This window comes from Planococcus sp. BI3 (genome assembly GCF_056680115.1).
The window spans coordinates 3,163,296-3,186,746 of the sequence record NZ_CM155266.1 but is presented as its reverse complement, the minus strand read 5'-3'; the positions used below and the strand labels follow the sequence as shown (position 1 = coordinate 3,186,746).

The 23,451-nt window shown below is 46.2% G+C and carries 23 protein-coding genes, 2 pseudogenes and 1 riboswitch; of the genes and pseudogenes, 7 read left to right on the top strand and 18 right to left on the bottom strand.

The window, feature by feature from the left end; genetic code table 11:
• Window positions 1-17 precede the first annotated feature (17 nt).
• The 3 genes from AC1MEO_RS15980 (at window position 18) to AC1MEO_RS15970 (ending at window position 4,433) form a co-directional block, all read left to right on the top strand.
• Window positions 18-2,600 (top strand): YfhO family protein, encoded by a 2,583-nt coding sequence (locus tag AC1MEO_RS15980; protein WP_480332069.1) that lies wholly within the window; start codon window positions 18-20, stop codon window positions 2,598-2,600.
• 143 nt (window positions 2,601-2,743) lie between these two features.
• Window positions 2,744-3,385: a superoxide dismutase family protein gene (locus AC1MEO_RS15975; protein ID WP_480332067.1), complete on the top strand. Its 642-nt coding sequence runs from the start codon at window positions 2,744-2,746 to the stop codon at window positions 3,383-3,385.
• A 172-nt stretch (window positions 3,386-3,557) separates the two neighbouring features.
• On the top strand, window positions 3,558-4,433 hold the full coding sequence (locus AC1MEO_RS15970) for an SDR family oxidoreductase (RefSeq protein WP_480332065.1): 876 nt from the start codon (window positions 3,558-3,560) through the stop codon (window positions 4,431-4,433).
• Between the two features lie 130 nt (window positions 4,434-4,563).
• On the opposite strand, the gene AC1MEO_RS15965 is transcribed toward AC1MEO_RS15970, so the two are convergent.
• The 5 genes from AC1MEO_RS15965 to ytvA all read right to left on the bottom strand — a co-directional run bounded on the left by AC1MEO_RS15965 (window position 4,564) and on the right by ytvA (window position 7,954).
• Window positions 4,564-5,259, bottom strand: coding sequence for a YqjF family protein (locus AC1MEO_RS15965; RefSeq protein ID WP_480332063.1), 696 nt, complete (start codon window positions 5,257-5,259; stop codon window positions 4,564-4,566).
• Between the two features lie 88 nt (window positions 5,260-5,347).
• Window positions 5,348-6,166: a manganese catalase gene (locus AC1MEO_RS15960; RefSeq protein WP_480332061.1), complete on the bottom strand. Its 819-nt coding sequence runs from the start codon at window positions 6,164-6,166 to the stop codon at window positions 5,348-5,350.
• 22 nt (window positions 6,167-6,188) lie between these two features.
• Window positions 6,189-6,476: a hypothetical protein gene (locus AC1MEO_RS15955; RefSeq protein ID WP_480332059.1), complete on the bottom strand. Its 288-nt coding sequence runs from the start codon at window positions 6,474-6,476 to the stop codon at window positions 6,189-6,191.
• Between the two features lie 171 nt (window positions 6,477-6,647).
• Window positions 6,648-7,067, bottom strand: coding sequence for an organic hydroperoxide resistance protein (locus tag AC1MEO_RS15950; protein ID WP_480332057.1), 420 nt, complete (start codon window positions 7,065-7,067; stop codon window positions 6,648-6,650).
• A gap of 83 nt (window positions 7,068-7,150) precedes the next feature.
• On the bottom strand, window positions 7,151-7,954 hold the full coding sequence (gene ytvA, locus AC1MEO_RS15945) for a YtvA family blue-light photoreceptor (protein WP_480332055.1): 804 nt from the start codon (window positions 7,952-7,954) through the stop codon (window positions 7,151-7,153).
• 125 nt (window positions 7,955-8,079) lie between these two features.
• Here ytvA and AC1MEO_RS15940 point away from each other — a divergent pair, with 125 nt between their 5' ends.
• Both AC1MEO_RS15940 and AC1MEO_RS15935 read left to right on the top strand, forming a co-directional pair.
• Window positions 8,080-8,784 (top strand): type 1 glutamine amidotransferase domain-containing protein, encoded by a 705-nt coding sequence (locus AC1MEO_RS15940; protein ID WP_480332053.1) that lies wholly within the window; start codon window positions 8,080-8,082, stop codon window positions 8,782-8,784.
• Between the two features lie 54 nt (window positions 8,785-8,838).
• Window positions 8,839-9,042: a hypothetical protein gene (locus AC1MEO_RS15935; RefSeq protein ID WP_480332051.1), complete on the top strand. Its 204-nt coding sequence runs from the start codon at window positions 8,839-8,841 to the stop codon at window positions 9,040-9,042.
• Between the two features lie 772 nt (window positions 9,043-9,814).
• Here AC1MEO_RS15935 and AC1MEO_RS15930 read toward each other — a convergent pair.
• The 6 genes from AC1MEO_RS15930 to AC1MEO_RS15905 all read right to left on the bottom strand — a co-directional run bounded on the left by AC1MEO_RS15930 (window position 9,815) and on the right by AC1MEO_RS15905 (window position 17,065).
• Window positions 9,815-11,008, bottom strand: a complete 1,194-nt coding sequence (locus AC1MEO_RS15930) for a S1C family serine protease (protein ID WP_480332049.1) — start codon at window positions 11,006-11,008, stop codon at window positions 9,815-9,817.
• Window positions 11,009-11,022: 14 nt separating this feature from the next.
• Window positions 11,023-11,889, bottom strand: a complete 867-nt coding sequence (locus AC1MEO_RS15925) for a peptidylprolyl isomerase (protein ID WP_480332047.1) — start codon at window positions 11,887-11,889, stop codon at window positions 11,023-11,025.
• Between the two features lie 109 nt (window positions 11,890-11,998).
• Window positions 11,999-13,402, bottom strand: a complete 1,404-nt coding sequence (locus AC1MEO_RS15920) for an ATP-binding protein (protein WP_480332045.1) — start codon at window positions 13,400-13,402, stop codon at window positions 11,999-12,001.
• Window positions 13,383-14,063 carry a response regulator transcription factor gene (locus tag AC1MEO_RS15915; protein WP_480332043.1) on the bottom strand — a complete coding sequence of 227 codons (681 nt, stop codon included), beginning with the start codon at window positions 14,061-14,063 and terminating at the stop codon, window positions 13,383-13,385. The genes AC1MEO_RS15920 and AC1MEO_RS15915 overlap by 20 nt, the downstream gene beginning before the upstream one ends.
• A gap of 103 nt (window positions 14,064-14,166) precedes the next feature.
• Window positions 14,167-15,180, bottom strand: coding sequence for a YcjF family protein (locus AC1MEO_RS15910; RefSeq protein ID WP_480332041.1), 1,014 nt, complete (start codon window positions 15,178-15,180; stop codon window positions 14,167-14,169).
• A gap of 64 nt (window positions 15,181-15,244) precedes the next feature.
• A complete protein-coding gene (locus tag AC1MEO_RS15905) occupies window positions 15,245-17,065 on the bottom strand; it encodes an LTA synthase family protein (RefSeq protein ID WP_480332039.1) in 1,821 nt (606 codons plus the stop codon).
• 106 nt (window positions 17,066-17,171) lie between these two features.
• On the opposite strand from AC1MEO_RS15905, the gene AC1MEO_RS15900 reads away from it, so the two are divergent.
• A complete protein-coding gene (locus tag AC1MEO_RS15900) occupies window positions 17,172-17,795 on the top strand; it encodes a flavodoxin family protein (RefSeq protein WP_480332037.1) in 624 nt (207 codons plus the stop codon).
• Window positions 17,796-17,936: 141 nt separating this feature from the next.
• Here AC1MEO_RS15900 and AC1MEO_RS15895 read toward each other — a convergent pair whose 3' ends face one another.
• The 4 genes and pseudogenes from AC1MEO_RS15895 to ribE all read right to left on the bottom strand — a co-directional run bounded on the left by AC1MEO_RS15895 (window position 17,937) and on the right by ribE (window position 20,413).
• Window positions 17,937-18,467, bottom strand: coding sequence for a histidine phosphatase family protein (locus AC1MEO_RS15895; protein ID WP_480332035.1), 531 nt, complete (start codon window positions 18,465-18,467; stop codon window positions 17,937-17,939).
• A 190-nt stretch (window positions 18,468-18,657) separates the two neighbouring features.
• Entirely contained in the window at window positions 18,658-19,122 is a 465-nt protein-coding gene (gene ribH, locus AC1MEO_RS15890) for a 6,7-dimethyl-8-ribityllumazine synthase (RefSeq protein WP_480332033.1), read from the bottom strand.
• A 41-nt stretch (window positions 19,123-19,163) separates the two neighbouring features.
• A pseudogene (ribB, locus tag AC1MEO_RS15885) lies at window positions 19,164-19,766 on the bottom strand (3,4-dihydroxy-2-butanone-4-phosphate synthase); the annotation flags it as partial.
• Window positions 19,767-19,783: 17 nt separating this feature from the next.
• Entirely contained in the window at window positions 19,784-20,413 is a 630-nt protein-coding gene (gene ribE / locus AC1MEO_RS15880) for a riboflavin synthase (protein WP_480332031.1), read from the bottom strand.
• 337 nt (window positions 20,414-20,750) lie between these two features.
• A riboswitch (FMN riboswitch) is annotated at window positions 20,751-20,921 on the bottom strand.
• A 208-nt stretch (window positions 20,922-21,129) separates the two neighbouring features.
• On the opposite strand from ribE, the gene AC1MEO_RS15875 reads away from it, so the two are divergent.
• Window positions 21,130-21,453: a CHY zinc finger protein gene (locus AC1MEO_RS15875; RefSeq protein ID WP_480332029.1), complete on the top strand. Its 324-nt coding sequence runs from the start codon at window positions 21,130-21,132 to the stop codon at window positions 21,451-21,453.
• Between the two features lie 34 nt (window positions 21,454-21,487).
• Here AC1MEO_RS15875 and AC1MEO_RS15870 read toward each other — a convergent pair whose 3' ends face one another.
• From AC1MEO_RS15870 to AC1MEO_RS15860, 3 genes and pseudogenes are all read right to left on the bottom strand, one after another.
• Entirely contained in the window at window positions 21,488-21,976 is a 489-nt protein-coding gene (locus AC1MEO_RS15870; RefSeq protein ID WP_480332027.1) for a GNAT family N-acetyltransferase, read from the bottom strand.
• 127 nt (window positions 21,977-22,103) lie between these two features.
• On the bottom strand, window positions 22,104-22,928 hold the full coding sequence (locus AC1MEO_RS15865; RefSeq protein WP_480332025.1) for a metallophosphoesterase: 825 nt from the start codon (window positions 22,926-22,928) through the stop codon (window positions 22,104-22,106).
• 97 nt (window positions 22,929-23,025) lie between these two features.
• Window positions 23,026-23,429, bottom strand: a pseudogene (locus AC1MEO_RS15860) (VOC family protein).
• Window positions 23,430-23,451: the final 22 nt, after the last annotated feature.

Genomic DNA, 23,451 nt, shown 5'->3' with positions numbered 1-23,451 from the left:
AAAAAGACGGTGACTCTATGCAAAAGCTACGCCCTGCTCTTCTTCTGTTAGCCTTCAGTTTCCTCCTATCGACAATTGGACACAGCGTTTTTCTCCATCAATGGACACGCGGCCATTTCATGGTAGGAATCAATGACGGGCTTTCGCAAATGATGCCTTTCAAGCATCTTTTATATGAACAATATACCCGAGGAGAATTTTTTTACTCGTTTGATTTCGGCTTGGGGGCCGGTACATTCAGTGAGCTGTCTTATTATTTCTCTACATCCATCGTCTTCCTGATTTCGGTGGTGATTGTTTTCATTTTGAAGACGATCAACATCGTCCAGGAAACGGATGTGCTGTTCTGGGCAAATGCTGCCGTCTTTATCAGCATCGTCCGTCTGGCTGTTGTATTGTTCATCACGGCGCGCCTGTTCATGTACATGAAAATCTCAAAGTATTCAGCATTGCTGGGTGCTTCACTTTACGGCATTTCAGGCATGTATTTCCGTCACGTGACATACTGGGAATTTTTTGCAGATGCTTTCTTATGGCTGCCGCTCCTCCTCTTTGGTGCCGAAAAAATCTTCCGTGAACAAAAGCCCGGCTGGTTTTTAGCAGCGGTTGCCGTTTCAATGATCGACAATTTCTATTTTGCCTACATCAACCTTTTATTGACCGGCATCTATATTCTTTTCCGCTTGTTCATCCCATTAAGTGAAGAGGGCGAGGACAAGAAAAAAGCAGTCATGAATTTTGCCGTGGCAGGCCTGATTGGTGCAGGCATCAGCGCCGTTTCCTTCGTCCCTGCTGTTTACGCGTACCTGAACAACCACAGGCCGCCTTTTCAGCAGGATATTCCATGGGTTGATGTAACGGACAATATTCTATTCAATAGCCGCTTTATCGTCTTGCCGGCGGTTTTCGTCCTGCTGTTGTTTTGCGGTTTTTTGTACCGCCATAAAACGTTCCGCTTGTTTGCGCTTCTTGGCATAGCGGGAGTCCTCATGCACCATAGCCCGTTGATCGGCAGTGCCTTCAACGGGTTCTCCGCTCCACAATACCGCTGGGAATACTTTTTATCCTTGGTTATGGGAGGCACTGTTGCAGTTGCATTCGATCAATTGCATCGATTCACGCTGCGGCGTTTTGCCATTGCTGCTGTTTTTGCGATTTTCTGTTTTGCACTTTACGCATGGGGCGATGAAAATCTCCTGATCGATTCGCGGGTTTCGATTCTCACTTTCTGCAACCTGCTGATTTCACTGATGTTGCTGTTCTTTTATACCTACTCTAAAAAACCTTTGTTTAAAGGCCTGCTGATGGTATTCCTGTTTGTATGGACTTTATTGTTCTCCAACCTGTATCAGACTGAGAAAATTCTGGAAGATGGGGATATTTCGCAGGTGAATGAAGAGCTGATGACCGGGGACGAATATGATGATCCTGAAATAAATGAACTGCTGGATTACATCCATACAAAAGAAACTGGTGGCCCTTATCGGATTGAATGGATGGAAGGCGTCCGGAACAATACGCCCATCGTTCAGGATTTCCAGGGATTGAGTGCATATTCCAGTATTCTGAATAAAAACCTCTTGTATTTTTACCTATTCGACCTTGAAATTGATATGGGACGTGAAAGCGTCAGCCGCTATGCGACGCTGGGCAATCGGGCAAATCTGCACAGTCTGCTGCAGGGCAAATATATCATCCGTCCACATGCGGACGAGAATATTCCATATGGCTTCACTGAAATTTATTCAAGCGAAAACTATGCAGTCTATGAAAATAGCTATGTACTGCCGTTTGCGCGGTCCACTTCCACCGTATACCAGGAACAGCAGTTAGCGGAAACATCTCCTTTGATGCGCGAACAGGCCATGCTGACGGGTGTTGTATTCGATCAGGGCCAAGGCGCTGAAAACCTTACAGGATCCGGCGATAACTCGACCGCTTTTGATGTGACAGAAGTCGGCGGAACTTATGAAAATGGTTTATTGCAGGTGACTGAAGAAACTGGCGGCTTAAATTTGAGCGTGGATACTCCGTCCGAATCCGGTGGCGATTTATTTGTTTCTTTCCATTTGGAAAATAAGGCAGCCGATCAAGGCTTTCCTCTTCAGGTAAATGGTTATCACACCACCAGAAAATCCAATCAGTCGGTCTATAAAACATTTGTAGATGATCTCACCATTCGAATTCCAGCTGATGAACAAGTTGAAATACGCCTACCGGAAGGCACGTATGAATTAGACGAGATTCAACTTTACTCAGAGTCCTACGAGATCTTGCGGGAACAGGCCGATCAACCCGATTTATCCAGCAATCTAATAATTGACGGCAGCCATGTCACCCTTGATTATTCGAATGTGGAAAATGACGATTACTTGAAATTGTCCGTTCCTTACGAACGCGGTTGGCGGGCAACTGTGAACGGACAAGATGCGGAAGTGCTGAGAGCTGACTATGCTTTTCTTGCAGTTCCGTTAGAGACTGGGGACAACCAAGTTTCCTTGACCTACCGGCCGCCATTTTTCAAACCAGCCCTCTTCGCAAGTGTTGTTTCTGTACTTTTGGGATTATTGTTTGTTTTCGGCAGAAGAAAAGCTAGATAAGTGAACCGTAGAATTACGTCTGAAGAACTCGTTCCAACCGCAACCTTTCTTATCCTACAAAAGAAGCCATTTCAGAAAATTGCGTTTACCGCCCTGTAAATATGTGTAATGTAGAATAACACGATTATGAGGGAGGAATTCAGATGAAGCGTTGGCTTATGCTTATTTTGGCACTGGCTTTCTTATTATTTTTAACAGCCTGCGGCAATGAAAGCGCAGAAGACCCACCAACAGAATCTGACGGCGCAACAGAACCGGAACCGGAAGACGATGGAGATGACCTGCCGCAGCTTGGAGACGAGACAGACGAGGAAAGCAGTGAAGAAATCCTGATGCTGACTGTTGAAATGATGGACAGTGATGGAAATGCAATTGGCACTGCGGAATTATCTGAAGAAGATGCTGGTGTAATGGTAGCACTTGAAGTCGAAGGCTTGGATGAAGGTGTGCACGGCATTCATTTCCATGAAACCGGTATGTGTGAAGCCCCTGATTTCGAATCAGCCGGCGGCCATTTTAATCCGACCGGCGCCATGCATGGGATGGATAATCCGGACGGACCGCATGCTGGAGATTTGCCGAATATTGAAGTAAGCGATGATGGCACGGCTTCGCAGGAATTCACAGCTGAAAATGTAACGCTCGCAATCGGCGAGGAACACTCTCTGCTTAAAGAAGGTGGAACGGCGCTTGTCATCCATGCAGCAGAAGATGATCAAATGACGGATCCATCTGGCGACTCTGGCGATAGAATTGCCTGTGGAGTAGTTACTGGAGAATCGTAAAATCTTCACTGAATAATTTTAAATCCCAAAACGGAAACACCTATTTCAAATAGGTGTTTCCGTTTTTCTTTCCTTTCTGAACAGCAGTCTTCCAAATAATTGCTTTTGTGTTTAAGTGAAACAACAGCGGGAATAGGGAACATGATGCTAGTTAATTTAAGGAGGATTCGTTATGGCTAAAGACAAATTCGAAGAAATTGATGAACAGGTAGACCCACAGGAACAATCAAAACAACCCGGTTCAGAAGAGCAGATGGACCCTGAACCGATTTACGATGATGAGGATTATAAAGGCTCCGGAAAACTGGAAGGCAAAGTCGCCCTCATTACAGGTGGAGACAGCGGCATTGGCCGTGCAGTAGCAGTTGCCTATGCAAAAGAAGGTGCCAGTGTCGCTATCGCTTATCTCGATGAGCATGAAGACGCTGATGAAACGATCAAAGCGATTAGAGCCTACGGAGCCAAAGGGGCTAAGTTTGCTACAGATATCAGTAATGTGGAAAATTGCAATCAGCTGGTAGTGGATGTCATTTCTGAATTCGGCCAATTGAATATTTTGGTCAATAATGCCGGGAAACAATTTCCGCAGGATGATTTCCTGGCCATCAGCCCGGATCAGTTGATGGAGACTTTTTCAACCAATATTTTCAGTATGTTCTACTTAACACAAGCTGCCCTGCCGCATCTTCAAAAAGGCGACAGCATCATCAATACATCATCCGTCACAGCTTATCGCGGCTCTCCAGAACTGATTGATTATTCATCAACCAAAGGAGCGATCACGAGCTTTACCCGCTCCTTGTCCGCCAATATCGCAGAGCAAGGCATCCGAGTGAACTCAGTGGCGCCAGGTCCGATCTGGACACCGCTGATTCCAGCGACTTTCGGTGCAGAAAAAGTAGGAGAACATGGTGGAGACACACCAATGGAGCGGCGCGGACAGCCATCAGAACTGGCTCCTGCCTATGTCTATCTGGCTTCCAAAGATTCTACCTATGTGACAGGCCAGGCGATCCATGTAAACGGTGGAGATTATATCAGCTCCTGAAATAGCAACAGACCTGGAGTTTTCCGGGTCTGTTTTCATTTTTTTGGGATCCAAAACAGCAATAGACCTGGAGTTTTAAGCAGTCTGAAAACTCTCCAAAACCCATTTTAATTTTAGTTAAGTATTTTTTCTATAACTCTTTCACTGGCCAATAAAACCTGGTTTTTAGTTTTTTTGAATAATGAGCCATCGGCAGATGATGATGAAGGGAACCAGGAAGATACGAAGCCAGTGTGTTTTGATGGACCTGGCCTTTTAAATAATGGAGTTTCCAAGGTGAATGTGTAATATCCACACGGTATAGTTGACCTTTAGGCTTTGTCCACAAACAATAACGTTCCGTCAGCCATTGCTCTATAGGGCTCGCCGCAATGGGCTTTGGTTCTTCTTTAAAAGTCATTCTAAAGGATTCCGGAAATTCGTCTTCTTCGATTCTCCGGCTGGCGAATATCCACTGCCCCGCTTTTTTTGACATGCTCATATCGGCATGTTTATAGGGCAAAAATCCACCGAAGGAAGCAGCTATTACTGCAAGCCGGCTATCTGCATCCAAACTGAAGAAATACACACCCTGCCTATTTCCGTATTTCACATATGTTCTGACGTTCAGCTCCAGGTAGGACCGTGTGCTTGGAACCGGCGGAAGCAACCGAAGGCGTGTAGCTTCTGCACGGAACAGTACAACACCAATCCATGCCCGGTTATCATATAAATCGATTTCCAATTCTTTTGGCACAAAACGGCGCAGCCAATCCGCCTCCACTGGCCAGTGCAAAAAAACGACATCTTTCCATTTCTGCTTCATGACCCAGGCTTTTTTCGACATCTTTTGCCCTCCTAATCTTTAGACAAGAAAAACAAAGAGGCCGCCCCTGGAAGCCATTGCAAATGACTTTGGGACAACCTCAAGAGGATTATTTTAATTTATCCTCCGGCAATGAGTTATGAGCTTCTGGCGGAGCTGGTTTCAATACAGGTTTCGTGCTGAGCGGCTCCGGTTTGCCAAATGTGAATTCATGGCCATCCGGCGCAGGCTCATTCATCCATTTCAGGTCTTTGCTGCTTTCAGAATTCGTGTAAAGAATATGGGAGTATTCGGTTGCTTCCCATTCGGGCGGAAGTGTTCCAGGCACAATCGGACCTTCTTTCGCTTCCAGTTCTTTTATGGAAGCAAGCCACTGGTTTTGGTGCATCGTATCGCGTGCCAATAGGAATGAAAACAGATCTTTCACACCTTTGTCGTCTGTCATGCTGTACAGGCGGGCTACTTGCAAACGGCCCTGCGATTCTGCATTGACGTTGGCACGGAAATCAGCCAGTAAGTTTCCGCTCGCTACGATATATCCCGCATTCCAAGGGACGCCGTTGCTGTCTTTTGGGGAAGCGCCCAATCCGTGGACGATTGCATGCTGCGGATTCATGCCGCCCATGATGGCTCCGACAATCGGATCGCTGGCAGCTTTTTCCTGTTCGTAAACAGGGGCCCCTTCGAGGAGCCTTGCCACCATAGTTGCCAGCATTTCAATATGCCCCAACTCCTGCGTTCCTGTATCCATCAGCAAATCTCTATATTTTTCGTTTCCTCTTGTGCTCCACCCTTGGAATAAGTATTGCATGGCAACGGACATTTCGCCGAATTGCCCGCCGATCAATTCCTGTACTTGTTTAGCAAACACCGGATCTGGAGCGTCCGGTTTGGCATGATATTGAAGTTCTCCTGTATGGAAAAACATAAACAAAACCTCCTGTTTGATTTTAGTTTTCGTCTTCGGAACCTATGCGCCCTTTACTGCCAGGCTTAACATCTTCCGGATGTCCACCATCGTAATCAGAGTCATTTCCGCCTGCGTTATAAGAATCGCCGGCTTGTTGTTCCTGCTGCTTTTCTTTTTTCTTTTTACTCAAAGCATCTTCCGGATGCCCGCCATCATAGTCAGAGTCATTTCCGCCTGCATTGAAACTTTTCTTTTCTTCAACTGAATTCGGATCTGTAAGTTCTGTATTTTCTGAGGTCCGCTGCTGCTTCTTCTGCTCTTTGTCCATACCCTCCATCCTCCTTTAATATCAGTGTGACTCTGCATTATATTTCTACCCCGCTCCGATTTTTTAAAACCATATTCTGTATTTTTTAGCAGTGCTGCAAATTTCTATTTTGATTTTTGGGCATAAGAAAAAGCCGGAAGATTTTAGCTTTCCGGCTTCTTTACAAAGTTCCTATACTATATTTAATTCTACCTCGACATTGCCTCTCGTTGCTTTGGAATACGGGCAGAACGCATGTGCTTTTTCTACAAGGTCTTTCGCTGTCGCTTCGTCGACACCTTCCAAATGGGCATTCAGTGTGACGCCGATTTTAAAGCCATCATTGCCTTCATCTTTCAGGAAATGCACATCCGCTTTGATGGAAGTGCTGGAAACATCCGCTTTTTCTCTTTTGATGATTAAGTTCAAGGCTCCGTCAAAACAAGCTGAATACCCTGCTGCAAATAATTGTTCAGGATTCGTGCCTTCTCCTCCAGGACCGCCCAATTCTTTCGGCGAGACCAATTGAAGATCCAATACATTGTCTTCGGAAACGACTCTTCCTTCACGGCCACCAGTGGCTGTGACAGATGTTGTGAATAATGCTGACATTTTTCCAACCTCTTTCCTGATTTGTATTTGAGAACAGTTAAAACTTACCTCTAATTCCAATACATAGTCAACTGATATGGTTTTCACTTGCGGTTTTGTGCAATAAAATCCAGCGCTCTCTCAATGGTGGAAAAAGTGATCAAGCGGCTGTCCCGATCCAAATCATTTGCGAATTGCTGGGCCGCGGCTGGGGAAATACCTGTTACATAAAGCTTGCTTCCCATGATCCGCAACGCTTCGTAGATTTGTGTGAACCAATAAAGAGGCGATTTTTCATTCCATGACAAGCCGGTGATATCGATGATGGCATGTTCAATGCGATGCTCCTGTACATACTCACAAATTTTCACTTTCAAGGTTTCAAAGCGCTGCAGATTCATCGTCCCAACTAGTGCTACGGTCGCCACATTTTCCTGTACGGATAAAATAGGCAGCATCAGCTTTTCAATTTCGTCTTCGTTGGCCATGATTGCCTGTTGCTGAGAACGCTCAAGTGTGATGTCTGTCTGGGTACCGATAAAATACAGCTTGCCCTCTATACGAACAGGTTCGATGGCAAGACGATTCCAAAATGGAGAACCATCTTTGCGGTAATTCTGTAAAGTCAAGACGACCTTTTTTTCACTGGAAATGGCTTCCTTCATTTTCCGAACATCTTCTTTTGCTGTTTCCGATCCCTGCAAAAATCGGCAATTGCGTCCAATCACTTCTTCTTGTGTATAGCCTGTCATTTCGATAAAGGTTTGATTGGTATAAATAATTGGATTGTCGTGCTGCGACGGATCGGTCACAATAGTACCCACTTTACTGCCATCGAGCATGGCTTCAAGCAAGGTCACTTGGGTTTCTTTGGTTAACTCTTTCAAGCGGTCCACCTCATCTTTCATTTCATAGAATAATCCTAGCATAACTTTGAAACCGAATCCAAGAACTCACCCGTTGCGACGTTTCAGGATTGCTCTACAGGGTAAATGAAGAAACAAGGACTTTCTAAAAGTAGGAGGAAGATACGATGGCAAAAGTATTAGCGGTATTATCCAACGGCTACACAGATGAAGAAAATAATTACGTGACAGGTTGGTGGGCAGAAGAATTGTTTGCACCGGCATTAGAGCTCGAGAAAGAAGGGCATATTGTGGGGCTGGCCTCTATTGATGGCGGAAAACCAGTGGTCGACCCCTTAAGTTTAAGCAAGGACTATGATCCGGACGGCATCTATAAAAAACAATACGAATCGGGCATGGCGGACAAAACGACGCCGATTGTCGACGTTAAGGCCAGTGAATACGATGCCATCATGATTGTCGGCGGACACGGGGCCATGTTTGATTTGGCGAAAAATGAAGATTTGCATGCAGTGATCAACATTGTCTATGAACTGGGCGGCATCGTCTCCGCTGTCTGCCACGGACCGGCGCCGCTGATTTATACAAAAACCAAAGAAGGCCGCGGAATTTTGGAAGGCCTGAAAGTCACGGGCTATCCGAATGCGAACGAGCCCGAAGAAGTAGTGGCTCTTCTGCCATTCAGCCTTGAGGATGAATTGAAAAAAATTGCCGATTATCACGAAGAGAAAGACCAGGATGCCTACGTTGTCTGGGGCAGCAAACAAGTTCTTACTGGCCGCGATCCGCAATCTTCACAACTTTTCGGCCGTGAGTTGGCACAGAAGTTAACTCAGCGTGAATTAAAGGCAGAAGAAAAGTACGTGGATTGAACCGTTGTCTTACCGGGTAAAGACAATTAACAGCAAGCCTAAGGAGGTATTCACATGAGCAACAGCGATAAAGACGATTACATGAAAGAAACCAAAGAAGAAGCGAAGCGCCGTCCACCTGAAGATAAGGCAGGAATACAGGAACCCAAAACCAAAGGTTACAAACCCCTGCAGTTGGGCATCATCATCTTTGTCATTCTCGTTCTCATCATTGTCGGCTTCGGAATTGGAACTGATTGGTTCGGCATTTTCGATTAAGGTTTCCAGTTTTTGAACCGCTCCAGAATTTCCATAAAGAAAAAAGCTTCCCGTTTATCGGGAAGCTTTTTTCTTATGCGGTTCGATTGTGTTTCCACATCATGTGACGGCATCGGATGGTGCAGCCGATGAGTGCCACTCCTCATTCCAAAAGCATCTTAGCTTGCGGACAGTATTGTGCCGAGTTTGGACTGTATTTCATTCGTTTGGACTGCAAGCTCTATTAATGGAATAAAACAATTCTTCTTTTCAAAAAAAACTCAAAAAACTTGCCGTAATCTCCTGAAAAGTCGCTGGCATCTAGGGAAAACCGCATACAACGCAAAACTGCTGGAGAAAAATCAATGATTTTTCTCCAGCGGCTTTATTTTAGGGACTTATGGGACGGCTCCTTTTCAGCTTGCTGAAAAAGTATTCATGCTTCATTCTACTCTAGGCGGAGACCCGCAGGATGCGAGTCAGCTAACCGTTGCGACATGATGGCGCGCTCTTAGGCTAGCTTCAGTTATTGGGCACTTCCGCTTTTCTTTGTCCAGACTCCGACAGCCAGTCCCTCGAGTCGCTTCACCCTTTCCAGCAATGGCAAAGTACGCCGCTTCGTTGGTCTGTCTTATGCCCGTCGAATCTACACGGGCACTTCCGCTTTTCTCTGTCCAGCTGCAGTGCCTAGCTCTTCGGGTCATAAGTCAACCCAGCCGCGTGGCAAAGAGCGCCACACTGCTGGTCTGCCTTATGCCTGTCAGAGCTGAACAGGCACTTCCGCTTTTCTCCATCAAATGCTCTCCGTCAGTTTCAACTCGAAACTTTGAAGTTCTCCATTTCTGTAGGCTTTCACTTCCAGCGTATCGCCGACTTCGGTTTCGTTATAGAGGTATTGGCGAAGCTCGAGTACGGAAGTTACTGCCTTTCCGTCCATTTCAACGATGACGTCGTAGGCTTCCATTCCGGCAGCTGCCGCTCCTGAACCTTCAACCACAGATTCAACCACGATGCCGCCTTCTACTTCTGCCGGCAAGTTCAATTGAGAACTGCGGTATTGTGCTGGCACTTCAGCTAAATCCAAGATTGCAACACCCATCGAGGGACGCTCTACTGCTCCTTCAGTTTCCAAATCAGCAATAATCGGGATAGCTGTATTGATCGGGATGGCAAGGCCGATTCCCTCTACCGCATCCTGGGCGATTTTCATGGAATTGATGCCGATCAATTGTCCTTCGGCATTGATCAATGCACCTCCACTATTCCCTGGGCTGATAGCTGCATCGGTTTGAAGAACTTCTGACTGCCAGTCTTCCGTGCCGTCCTGGTTTACGTCAATCGGCACCAAGCGCTCCGTCCCTGAAATGACACCTGTCGTCACCGATCCGGAAAACTGAAGTCCCAGTGGATTACCGATGGCAATAACCGGTTCGCCCGCTTGCAGCACGGAAGAATCCCCGAATTCAGCTACCGTTTTAATGCTGCCCCCTGGAACTTTCAAGACAGCCAAATCCGTCCAGATATCAGTTCCCAGTACTTCGGCGTCCAGTTCTGTTCCATCCGATAAGGTGACCATCACTTCTTCTGCACCTTCCACTACATGGTTATTGGTGACAATATAGGCTGTGTCTCCATCTTTTTTATAGATGACCCCTGACCCTACACCCGCTTCCTGAGATTCCGCATCTTTACTGGTCTGCGAAGCAAAAGGGTTTTGCTGGGCTACCTGCAGATTGGAAACCCCGACGACTGTGTCCGTGGTTTCTTCAACGATTTCCGTCACATCTGAAGTGACAACTGTAGAGTTTGTCTGCAAACCGCTGACTGATTCGGCAGTTGTCGACGTTTCAGCGCTACCGGGCTCTGCGTCGGTCATCCCAGGCAGAATGACGCCAACCAATAAGGCTCCTGCAATCAACCCTGTAAAACTGGAAACAAAGGACCCTTTCTTATTTCTTTTCGGTTCAGATGAATTATAATAACCCATGTTTATTTCCTCCTTTATTCTGTCAACTTATTGACGATATCGTACGATTCGGTTTTCTCAGCGAGCCATTCGGCATATTTTGTATTTAATGCTTCATCAAATAAGGTTTCCTTAATCTGTTGTTTGCTGTCTTCCAAGTTGGCTTCAACTGCAGCGGTTTTTTGAGTTACCTGTATGATGTGGAACCCATATTCCGTTTCTACTGGATCACTGGTTTCGTCAACTTTCATACTGAATGCGGCTTCTTCAAATTCCGGCGCCATTTCCCCTGCACCAAATGCGCCGAGCGCTCCGCCGCTCTCAGCATTGGCAGTATCTATCGAGTATTCTGCTGCCAGTTCGGCAAAGTCGCCTCCATCATCCAGCTTAGCCTTAACTTCATCCGCCTCTTCCTGCGTGGCTACTAGGATATGGCTCGCTTCCACTTGCGAAGGCTGCTCAAACGATTCTTTATTTTCTTCGAAGTATGTGCTGATTTGCTCATCTGTTATCTTGATGTCCGGACCGACGATTTTTTCAACCTTCAAGTAAGTTTGCATTTCCTCTTTCAGATCGTCTATCGACATTCCGCTTGTGGCCAGTGCCTGTTCAAGTGCCTCCGCACCGCCATAACTTTCTTCATAAACCGCCATTTCCGCATCAAGCTCTTCCTGTGTCACCTTAACGTCGGCCTTGTCCGCTTCCTGGTTAACGACTTCGTTGGAGATCATGGCATCAAGTGTCGCTGCTCCAGCGGAAGCCGCCATTTTGTCATACAATGCTTCTTTCGTTATTTCTGTATCCCCTACTGAAGCTACTGTCTCGTCTCCTGAAAATGCCACCATCATAAAAATAGCTGTTGCCGCTAGTACGCCGATTCCGATATATAAAAGTTTTTTCACGTATATTCCCTCTTTCCCTAAGTCGATATACATAGCTTATCAAGCAGTTATGAATAAACTATGACCAGAGTTTTAACAAATAAAAAAACCTGGAATTGTTTCTTCCAGGTCATTTTTTATGCGGCAGGCGAATGATGAATTTCGTCCCTTGCCCTTTTTCGCTTTCCACACGAATTTCTCCGTCGTGCAGCGTCACCAATTGCTTGACGATCGACAGGCCCAATCCAAATTGGCCGCTTCCACGCGATAAATCCGCTTTATAAAAACGGCGCCAGATCAAATCGATTTCTCCGACATCAATCCCCGCTCCATCATCTTCCACTGTAATCACCATGTAATCGGCTTCCGAATGGGTGGTCAGTGAAATAAGGCCGTTTTCAGTAAACTGAATCGCATTCTTGACGATATTCATCAGAATTTGAATCAAGCGGTCCATATCCCCGTAGATGACATCGCCCGGATTGGTATGGATGGCGATTGAATCGCCTTTCTCTTTTGCCTGCAGATACAGCTGTTCCTGAATGATTTCCAAAAGCTCATCTGCTTCGATTTCCTCTTTTGTCAGCTCCACTTGATTGGATCTGATTTTTTCATAATCCAAATTTTCATTGACCAGGCGCATGAGCCGTTTTGTTTCCTCGCTCGCCAGGCGGATGCCTTTTTCTCTCTGGTCTTCTTCGATCATGTTGTTTCGCAACCCTTCAATGATACCGGCAATCGTCGTCAAAGGGGTCCGCATTTCATGTGAGACATCCGCCATAAACTGGCGACGGCGGTTTTCAAGGCGGTCGATTTCCACGTTTGATTGCTGGAGTTTGGCGGCCATCTTGTTAAAGTCATGTGCCAAGTCCCCAAACTCATCAAAATTCGACTCGGGCAGATTGACGTCATAATGGCCTTCACTGATCATGGAGGTCGCTTTTCGCATCCGTTGAATTCGGCTGACATGCAATTTCGATAGCCATAGGCTGAGAAGGAGGGCAATCGCCAAAGCAATCAAAACCGTCGTGATCAAAGTTTTATTCAACTCGGCAATCATTTCGCTGACGCCGCTGACTGGCGAGGCAAGCAATACGCCGCCAGCCAATTGGTCATTTTCAAAATATGGCATGGCCACAAATGTCACCGTAATATTGAATCGCTCCACGTCACGGTTGACGACAAGGGTTTCTCCCTGCTCAATGACATTCCACTCTTCCCGCGTCAGTTCCACTGGAGGAAACGAACCGGACACCGGATACAAAATTCGGCTTTGCTGGTCAAAGACGATGAAGCTGATGTTCTGCGCCTCAAGAATCGAAACATAGGCCTGCAGATTGGTCCCTGGACGCGCCCGCTCCAATTCAGCAATAATCCGCTCCCCATAATTTTCGAGTTCTTCGGCTTTCTCACCATAGGCAAAATCATCCACGTAACGGACGAATAAAATACTTAAAATCAAAAAAGCGATCAGCAGGATGCTCATATGGCTGGCAATCAGCTGATAGAAATACTTAATTCGCGTGTTCTTCAAATTTATAGCCAACTCCCCATACCGTATGGAACAGCTTGTCCCCGCCATTGATTTTCTTGCGCAGGCGTTTGATGTGTACGTCTACTGTCCGTTCATCACCATAAAACTGATAGCCCCATACCTGCTCCAATAATTGTTCCCGGTTGAACACCTGCTTCGGGTGTTGCAGGAAGAACACCAGCAGATCGAATTCCTTGGGCGTCAGGCTGTCGACTTCCTGTCCATCCTTCAGAATATCCCGCGTTTCCTTATTGACGGTGAAATGGGCGGTTTGGATGAGGTCCGATACAGGTTCCGCCTTTTGGGTACGCCTCGTAACCGCTTTGATGCGTGCCATTAGGGTTAATGGGCTGAACGGTTTTGTCACATAATCATCCGCCCCCATTTCAAATCCGATGACCTGGTCTGACTCGCTGTCTTTTGCTGTCAGCATGATGATTGGGACCGCATTTCCTTCTTCTCGGATTTTGCGGCATAGTGCGATGCCGTCCATTCCCGGAAGCATCCAGTCCAAGATCAACAAATCGTAGTTGCCATCTTTGTACTTCTGATAGCCTTCCAGCCCATCTGCTGCAAAATCACCTTGGATGCCTTCTTTCGAGAAGAACAATTCAAGCATGGAACTGACGCTAGGGTTATCTTCCACAACCAATATCTTCATCCCGCACCTCCGCCTATCTTTCTTCTAAAGGTAAATGACAAATCCGAAAGACGCAAGCAAATTGAAACCGCCCTTCCATCAGGGAAGGGCGGCTCAGCAGCTTTTAAGCTTTTTTCTCACGTTTTTTCAGCTTTTCGAACAAGTCGCCGATCATATCGTAGTCGATGGCGATATTATTTTCATAAGCATACTTTACGCCATAGCCAAGTGCCAATGTCATGGACGAAGCTACAGTTCCACCGATGATGGATCCTGCTCCGGGAATAAACTTCAGCGCCTGGCGGTAAATGGTGTGGCCGATTGTTTGTGTCGCAGTGATGACAATCATGTCTTTCGCTGCTTTTTTGGTTAAGGGCTTGTCATAGAGGTTCGATAATTTAATGATCAACGCAACCTGCAGGGTGGTCAGCGGCAATACATCCGAACCTGGGATGGGTGAAGCACCGATGATACCTGCTGAAACGCCGGCACCGATAATCCAGCGTGTGGCAGCAGAAGATTTTTCTTTCATACTTTTGGCGAAGAGCAGGTCCTTACCCTTCTTTTCGAGCAAAAAAAGAATTTCCTTCTTTAGGGTTTCCAAATTTTCTTCGGTTTTTGAAGAAATTGGAATGACTTTGTATTTGTGCCCTGTGTGCTCTTGGACAAATTGGACGATGGACGGAATATTTTCTGCCGCATCGATTTTATTCAAGACAATCAGGATATCTTTATTGTGTTTTTCAATTTCTTGAAACTTCTCTTTTTCACTTTCCGAAAATACTGTGCCTGCAGCATTCAGGAAAAACAGCACAACATCAGATTTCTGGACAAATTCCAGCGTTTTTTTAGGGTTTTCATCATTTGGATCATTTAATCCAGGTGTGTCCATGAATTTGATGTTTTCCAGGCCGCGGATATTATAGGGATCCACACTGACCGTTTCCCCCGGCATTGGATTGGTGCTGGCAATATCTTCTCCGATGATTTTGTTGACGGTAGAAGACTTGCCGGCATTCACTTCACCGATCAACGAAATCAACAGTTCCTGATCGAGTGCATCATTGACTTTTTTCATTTCGTTTTCAAACATCTTGTCCATTGCCTGCATGACTTCTTTTTCAAATTCTTTTACCATAGAGCTTTTCCCCCTTATTCCTAGCTTACTGTCTATTATAACGGCTTCCTCTTGACTGAGGAAATTATTCCTTGATATAGCCTTTCAATAAACTATCTGCGTAATTCATCAAAGTTTCTGTATCATCAATATGCTTTTTGGCCTCACTGTTTTTCCCGCGTTCTTCCATGGTTTTCAAATCGTACAGGACTTCCGGCAGTTTCGCTCCCGGCGCTTTATAAAATTGTTCCGACTGGACATAAGAGCCTCCCGGCAAATAATAGCGCATGCCCAAAAGATTCTTTTTGTACTGGAACAGGTTATGGCCCATCATCGGCTCATCATGCTCAACTCCAAGCAAAGCCAGCAAAGTTGGCATAATATCCGTCTGGCCTCCCAGACGCGTCAGTTCGGTTTCTTCAAAAAGATTTCCGCCTGTGAAAATCAGTGGAATGGTGTACTGATCTTTCAATGAATAGTCATGCCCCAAAAAGCCAGTCAGTAATTGCTGGTCTTCTTCGGTAACCAGGGTGCCATGCATACCCGAATGGTCTCCGAAAATAGCAATCAAAGATTCATCATAAATCCCTTGTTTTTTCAATTCCTGGATGAACAAGCCGATCTGTTCGTCTGCATAGCGGATGGATTGCAGATAATTACCAATGTACATGCCGTCGTATTCAGCAGGCAACTCTAAATACTGCATGGATTCCGGCATTTCAAATGGTGTATGGCTGGTGACTGTGACGATATTGGCGTAGATGCGTTCATATTCCTCGAGCTGACGGGGCAGTTCGTTCGCTGCAAAATCAAACAGCACTTCATCGGCTGGTCCAAAACCAACTTGTTTGATATTCGGAATCTCCTCAATCGAGAAAATCTCTTCATAGCCAAGAACCGGATAAAGGACGTCCCGGTTCCAATACGTCACGTCATCAGCGTGGTAAGTGGCAGAGCCATAGCCTTGCTTCTTCAACGTCCGTGCCAACGAAGGTGCTTCTTTACCGGTCAGGCTATTGGCTGTGGGAATCATTCCCTGTGGATATAAACCTGTATTGACCATCCATTCGGCATCAGAAGTGGTCCCCGCTCCTACCTGCTGAAAGACGTTTGAAAAATAAGCACTTTCATCCAAAAGATTATTAAGATTCGGAGTGATTTCCTGTCCATTCAAATTTTTCCCAATGACAAAATTCTGCAGAGATTCCACTTGAATAACGAACAAGTGGCGGCCTTCGGCAACTCCAAAACCTTCGTGTTCGTTGACTTCCACGTACTTATTGCCTTTAAGTTCTTCCAGTTCTTTTGCCGATAGTTTGCTTGAAGAGGCGTGAGCAGTCTCAGTCGAGCGGCTATACAATTGGGCTAGTTGAGATTGCAGGAAGCCATTTTCTTTTGCGAAATAGGAAACGTCAATAATTGGTTTCTGAAGCGCATGAACAATGGTGACCGCACAAATTGCAGACATGCCGACAGCCACATATTTCATGGCCGCTGACTTTTCAGGCTTTCTCCAACGGCGCGCAATGAACACCACTAAAACAGCGTCCAGGAAAAACAGGAAGTCCCAAGGAGTCGCCAGCATCGTGATGGTATTGCTGACAGAACCAGTCTGCGTCAGTTGCTGCAAATCATAATAAGAAGGAATTGTAGAATAATAGCGAATGTAAAGTGTAACTATAAAAAAGACGACAGAAATCAGCAAATTGAATAACCAGACCGCTCGCCATACCTGTTTTTTAGCCATAATCAAAACAACCGACAGGAAGAAAGCCCACATCGGAAATTCAACCAATGCGATATGCAAAATTGATGTTGCATCAAAGGTAAGCATGCGGAAAGCAGCTACTTTGATTAATAACAGCAGAAACACCAGTACATAGGGGATCGCCTCTTTTTTTTTCATTTAAAACACCTCTTTTCTACAGACGAACACCCGAATTGGGGGTTGCATAAATCAGTTGCAAAAGGGAATAGGAGAGTTAGACTGACTACTCAAAAGGAGCGATACTATGCAAACATTAAAAGCAGTATTTTTAAACACTTCACTAAAAAAATCGAAAGAACCTTCTCATACAGAAGGCTTCATCAATGATGTTCAATTCCACTATAATCAATTGGGTGTCGAATCTGAAATTGTTCGTTTGGCTGATTACGCCATAGCTTATGGCGTCCAGGAAGACATGGGCGAGAGAGATGAATGGCCGCAGATTCTTGATAAAGTACTGGCTGCAGACATTGTCATTATCGGTACACCCATCTGGCTGGGAGAAAAAAGTTCATTGGCCACGCAAGCCATCGAACGCCTGTACGGCAGCAGCAGCGTCACCAATGACAAAGGACAATCCATTTTCTATAATAAAGTCGGCGGTGCCGTGGTAACTGGAAATGAAGATGGGGCCAAACACTCAGCCGCTTCCATTCTGTACGGCCTGTCCCATATCGGTTTTGTCATCCCGCCGAATGTGGATGCCTACTGGGTCGGAGAAGCAGGGCCTGGTGACTCCTATATGGATGCCGGCCGAGACAACGAATTCACAAAATCAGCTATTCAGCGGCTTGCCTACAATACTTATCATCTAGCGGGCATGCTAAAAAACAAGCCGATTCCAAATGAAGGAAATACACTTGAATAATTGGCCTATCAAACTAGGTGCAGCAAAGGCGGACGCTGCAGGCCGGCAGCACGTTAAAAGCTGCCGGCTCTTTCCCCTAGCTTTACGGACAGTCACGCGCCCACTTCCAAAACCGGCAGATCTGTATTCCCCTTTATGGAATCAGCTCCAAATACGCGTCACAGAAGGAGTCCCTTGTTTTATAGTTACTTCATAGACGTCCGGATTCGTCAGCTTTCTCCACTCCGAAAATCCATAGCTTGAGTCCATGTGCTTCAGCAATAATCCGAGTAAGTTTCCATGAGTCACCGCTGCGGTTCTGTCCTTCATTTCATTTAAAACTTCCAGTGCGCGGGCAGTTGCTTCTTTTCCCGATTCGCCTCCAGCAAGTTTTAAATCTGCATCTCCAAAAGATTCCTCCAACTTTTCCATCCAGTCTGGTAAATCTTCAGAACTCAAAACGCGTTCTGCCAAGCGGTCATCAATTTCAATCGGCAAATCCAGCTGGTCGGCTGCCGGTTCGATCGATTGGATAGCGCGTGTAAAAGGACTGGAGATAAAATGAATCACTTGCTGCCCCTGCAAAAACTCCGCTAATTCCTGTGCCTGCTTGTGTCCCGTCAGAGTCAATTCTGCATCCGGTTCCTGCCCGGTTGCTTGGCAGTGCCTGATTAAATAGATTGTCTTGTCCATAATTCTCCCCCTAATCCAAACATCATTCCATACAGGTGCATACGACAGATCCGTAAAAATAAGTTCGCTTTTTTCTCTATTGGCAGGCTATCCATGATTCGACAGACCCAATGCTCTTATACATTCCATTCCCCAAAACCCATTTTTTAACCTCAAAAAAACCCCTGAGCAAAAGCTCAGGAGCCATGTATTATAATTTTTTCATAAGGTTCGCCATTTCGATGGCTCCAGCTGCTGATTCCCAGCCTTTGTTGCCGGATTTTGTTCCTGCGCGTTCGATAGCCTGTTCAATCGAGTCTGTCGTCAAGACGCCGAAAATGACCGGAATATTGGCTTGGTCACTGGCTCTTGATACGCCTTTCGCGACTTCGCTGCAGACAAAGTCGAAATGTGGAGTTGCGCCTCTGATGACTGTTCCTAACGTGATGATCGCATCATAGTTTCCGCTCATCGCCATTTTTTTGGCAACAAGGGGAATTTCAAAAGCACCTGGCACCCAGGCAATAGAGACATCGTCTGCTCCAACGCCATGGCGCTTCAAAGCATCTTCTGCGCCCCCAAGCAATTTACTCGTGATAAATTCGTTGAAACGTCCGACAACTATGCCGATCCGCAGTCCTTCACCGTTTAAATATCCTTCAAAATGTACAGTCATTCAGTTCCATCTCCTCTGGTAGATTAATAGGCTGTCGTGTTTTGATTTTTTAGCTGGTAGGATACCAGGTCTTTGATTGTAAGAATACCGAGGCCGAGACGCTCCGCCACTTTCAGCAAATCGTCCACCCGTGCCATTGTGCCATCAGGGTTCATGATTTCGCATATGACCCCTGCAGGAGATGATCCCGCAAGCTTCGCCAAATCGACAGCCGCTTCGGTATGTCCCGTACGATCAAGTACTCCTCCATCTTTCGCAATCAACGGGAAAATATGCCCTGGACGTTTAAAGTCTGTTGCCTTTGCATCCGCCTTCACCAAACTGGTGATCGTGTGCGAACGTTCAAAAGCACTGATTCCTGTCGTCGTATCCTTATGGTCAATACTGATGGTGAAAGCCGTGCCGAATTCATCCGTATTGTGGTCGGTCATTAAACCAATCTGCAAGCTTTGAGCGATTGACTGGGCAATCGGCACACAGATCAGCCCTCTTCCTTCAGTCGCCATCAAGTTGACGATCTCAGGTGAAGCAAACTCTGCCAACGCGATAAAATCGCCTTCGTTTTCTCTATCTTCATCATCGATGACGATGATGGCTTTGCCATTTTTCAAATCTGCAACGGCTTCTTCTACGGTGTAGAACATCTCTTCAGCGCCTCCTTTTAAAATCCGTTTTCCGCCAGCCAGCTTCTGCTGATTTTTGGTTCTGCTGTTTGAACACGTTCGGTGTATTTCGCCAACAGATCACATTCGATATTGACCTTTTCGCCAATGCCTTTTTCGCCTAACAGCGAATCTTCCTGTGTAGTTGGAATCAAGGAAATGGTCACCGTATTATGGCCAAGCGCAAAAATCGTCAATGAAGTGCCATCGACTGCGATTGAACCTTTCAGCATCATATACTTCATCAGCTGGGAATCCAGCTCAATTGTCTTGGTCACAGCATTCGCCTCTTTTTTCACTGAACGGATAACGCCGACGCCATCTGTATGGCCACTGACAAAATGGCCGCCGAAACGGCCGTTGGCTGGCATTGCACGCTCTAAATTTACGCGTCCGCCTGCTTTCAATCCGCTCATCGTCGAAGACTTGACCGTTTCCGGAATGACATCGACTGTAAACGTGTGTGAATTGAATGTAGAGACAGTCAAACAAACTCCGTTAATGGAAATGCTGTCTCCGCGCTTGATGTCCTCTAGGATCAGTGCACAGGAAATCGTCAATTCCATGGCCTGAGGTTTAGTACGGACTGACGCAACGTGTCCGACTTCTTCAACTATGCCTGTAAACATATCGGCACACTCCTCCGTTCGGGCCGAAAAAGCCTATTCAATTGGGGTCTTACGGGTAATTGGGTGTTTTCCACCATGGGGCGTATGGGTGGTGGGGAAAGGAATATTCTGAAGGTTACTCTGTGCATGTGCCCTGCTTCTTTGTCAAGATGGCTGGTTGTCCAGCAATTTTTCATACCTTGAAAAAGCTCTTTTTCCACGAAGGAAAGGAGCAGGATTAAAGACGGTCGCCTTGCAATTTCAGAGACTGGTCCCTGAAAAAAGTGTTTGGTCATACAAATTCCTCCTTTCAATTTCAACTCATTGAAAAGAAGAGGCACATAACGAAACCGATCTCTAGATTCTTCTCCCATCCAGACTGTAACTGTCGGTGCCGGAATTTCACCAGCTCCACCGTTTGGGCGTGCACCGCATAGTGGCCTATGCCTGCATTCGCCCAAACGGGTCACGGACTTGCAGTTTCCTGCTCACCGCCGGTAAGGAATTTCACCTTGCCCCGAAGAATTAGATTCGTAGTTTCGTCCCTTTCATAGTAGCATAGAAAGAAACTGAACCCCATAAATTCCAACTGATTATTTTTATCGAGCTTGCGTCCTGCTGCAGTCCAGCCCGCTTCTTCGCCAACACATCAGATCAAACGCCTGTAGGCAGATGGCAAGAAAATCGCCATGATTCCATTTATGCGTTCTATTCCCGTTTCAGAAAGGAAGATCCGTATGGCCCATCACCACCCAGTGAAAGGCATCGGCGTAGACGCCGAAACACGTTGTGCCCATTATCATTCACCCATTGACCGCATCGCCATCAAGTTTTTTTGCTGCCAGGAATATTTCCCATGCTTCGAATGCCATAGAGCTGCCGGCTGCGGAACACATCAGGTTTGGCCAAAAGGCCGTTTCCATGAAAAAGCGGTTTTATGCGGGACTTGCGGACATGAACTGTCTATTGACGACTATTTAGCCTGTGCATCAAAGTGCCCAAGCTGTTCTTCACCGTTCAATCCAGGCTGCAGCCTGCATAAGCACCTTTACTTCGAATAAATGCAAAAAAAGCCAAGCGGCTGCATTTCTGCTGTCACTTGGCTTTATTGGTATACAGGGACATGACGTATTGCTCGCCTTTAGAGCGCATAATCCGTCTGCCCGTGTCTTTAAACCCTGCTTTTTGATACAGGCGCTGAGCCGGTATGTTGCGGGCATTGACGCCGAGCACGACTTCATCAAAATCTGGAAATTCTGTTTCCATAAATTCCGGCAATGCATAGATTGAACCTGTTGCAATTCCTCTGCCCTGGTATTTCGGATTGACGGAAAATCCCCTCAACAGCAAAGCTTTCGGATTGTCCGAGTATTTCTTCCGGTCCTCCGATTCATCCAATTCGAAAAAACCGGCATCTTCTCCGCGCGCTTTGATGATGATGAAATGCTTTAATGGATCTTTAGCATCTTTTTCCACAATTTCTTTGGGCAACCGGGTAAACTCGAGTTGAACTGGCGGCAAATCATAATCAATCGACACTTTAGAGGAATAACGATGCAATGAAACTTCCTTTTTCTTAATCAACTTAAGCAGCCTCCTTGTTTGCGTTCACTGGCTGAAGTAATCAACTACCGTTGAATCCAAAAACTGGATAGGCGGCAATTGTATAGACCGGAAATTGCCTGCAATAAATCGCTTTTCCTCAGTTGCCTTATCCCTTTTCCAGTGTCACGACAACAATTTCCGGCAGGTTAAAGATACGTACAGGAAAAGTACTGTTGCCAAGTCCGCGGCTGACGACCATCTTCGATTTATCTTTTTCGAAGATCCCCTCTGTCACTTTCGGAAACCACCCTTGCCCCGGGGCAATCAAGCCGCCAATACCCGGAATACGGATCTGTCCGCCATGTGCATGGCCTGAAAAAACAACATCTACACCGTCTTCTGCATAGGTGGACAGGTATTCCGGACGATGCGCCAGCAACAATGTGAAATCGTCCGTCAGTTGTGCACGGTCGAGGCTATGCCGAGTGGCTTCATCCTCATGGATATCGGGCTCCATCAATGGATCATCGATTCCCGCAATCTGGATGGACTCCCCGTCTTTTTCCCATTGGACCGAATCATCCGCCAGAACCGTGACTCCACGTGCATTCAAAGCATCTGTAATCTCTTCCACCTTATTGGAAGCCACCTCATGATTCCCTGTCACGTAATACACATGACTCATCTCTACAAGCGCATCCACCAGCACCAAACTAGCATCCAAATCATAACGGTTGCTGTCCACAAGATCTCCAGTCAAAAAGATGGCGTCGGGTTCAGCCGCCTCCACCTTTTCGATCAACGACGATTGATTTCTACCGAAAGTCGCATTATGCAGATCAGATACCTGAACTATTCTCGATCCATCAAAAGCTTCCGGCAACTCCTCGGATGCTACCGTATATTCAGTGGTTTGTATCCACTTATTGCTGCTCCAAACTCCACCCCATACCACTAGCACGAGCAGTATAAATACTGCGAGTTTCTTCATAAAAATTAACCTCTATTCGATTTTGATTCAGTCTAACGGGTTGTAAAGCCCCTCATCTTTTACTTTGTGGCACAGCGAAAAACGCTCCATCCTTTCCTTATGCATGGACGCCCACTTCACCTGGTGCTGTGATTTCAATTTTCAAGCGATCAGGCCCCTCAAGGAAAACCGCATAATAATTTGGACCACCTGCATAAGGATGGAGGTCTTCATACAGACTTGCGCTCCCCATTGTCTCATTTTTTCAGCCATCTCGTCCACTTGCACGCGCGAAACCGCCTGAAATGCCAAATGGTTCAATCCGGTTTGTTTCCGGTGATATGGAATCTCCCGGAATTTTTCCTCAGTTTGTACAAACACGATATACGTAAGGCCCGACTTGTAGCTGAAGCCTTTCTCCCATTCCTGAAACAAGGCATACCCTAGCGGCGGCAACAGCTCGCTGTAAAATGATTTGGCTTCCGCTAAATTTGAAACATTGAGTTCAACATGATGCAGCAATTGCTCCAGCTCCTTTTGGCCA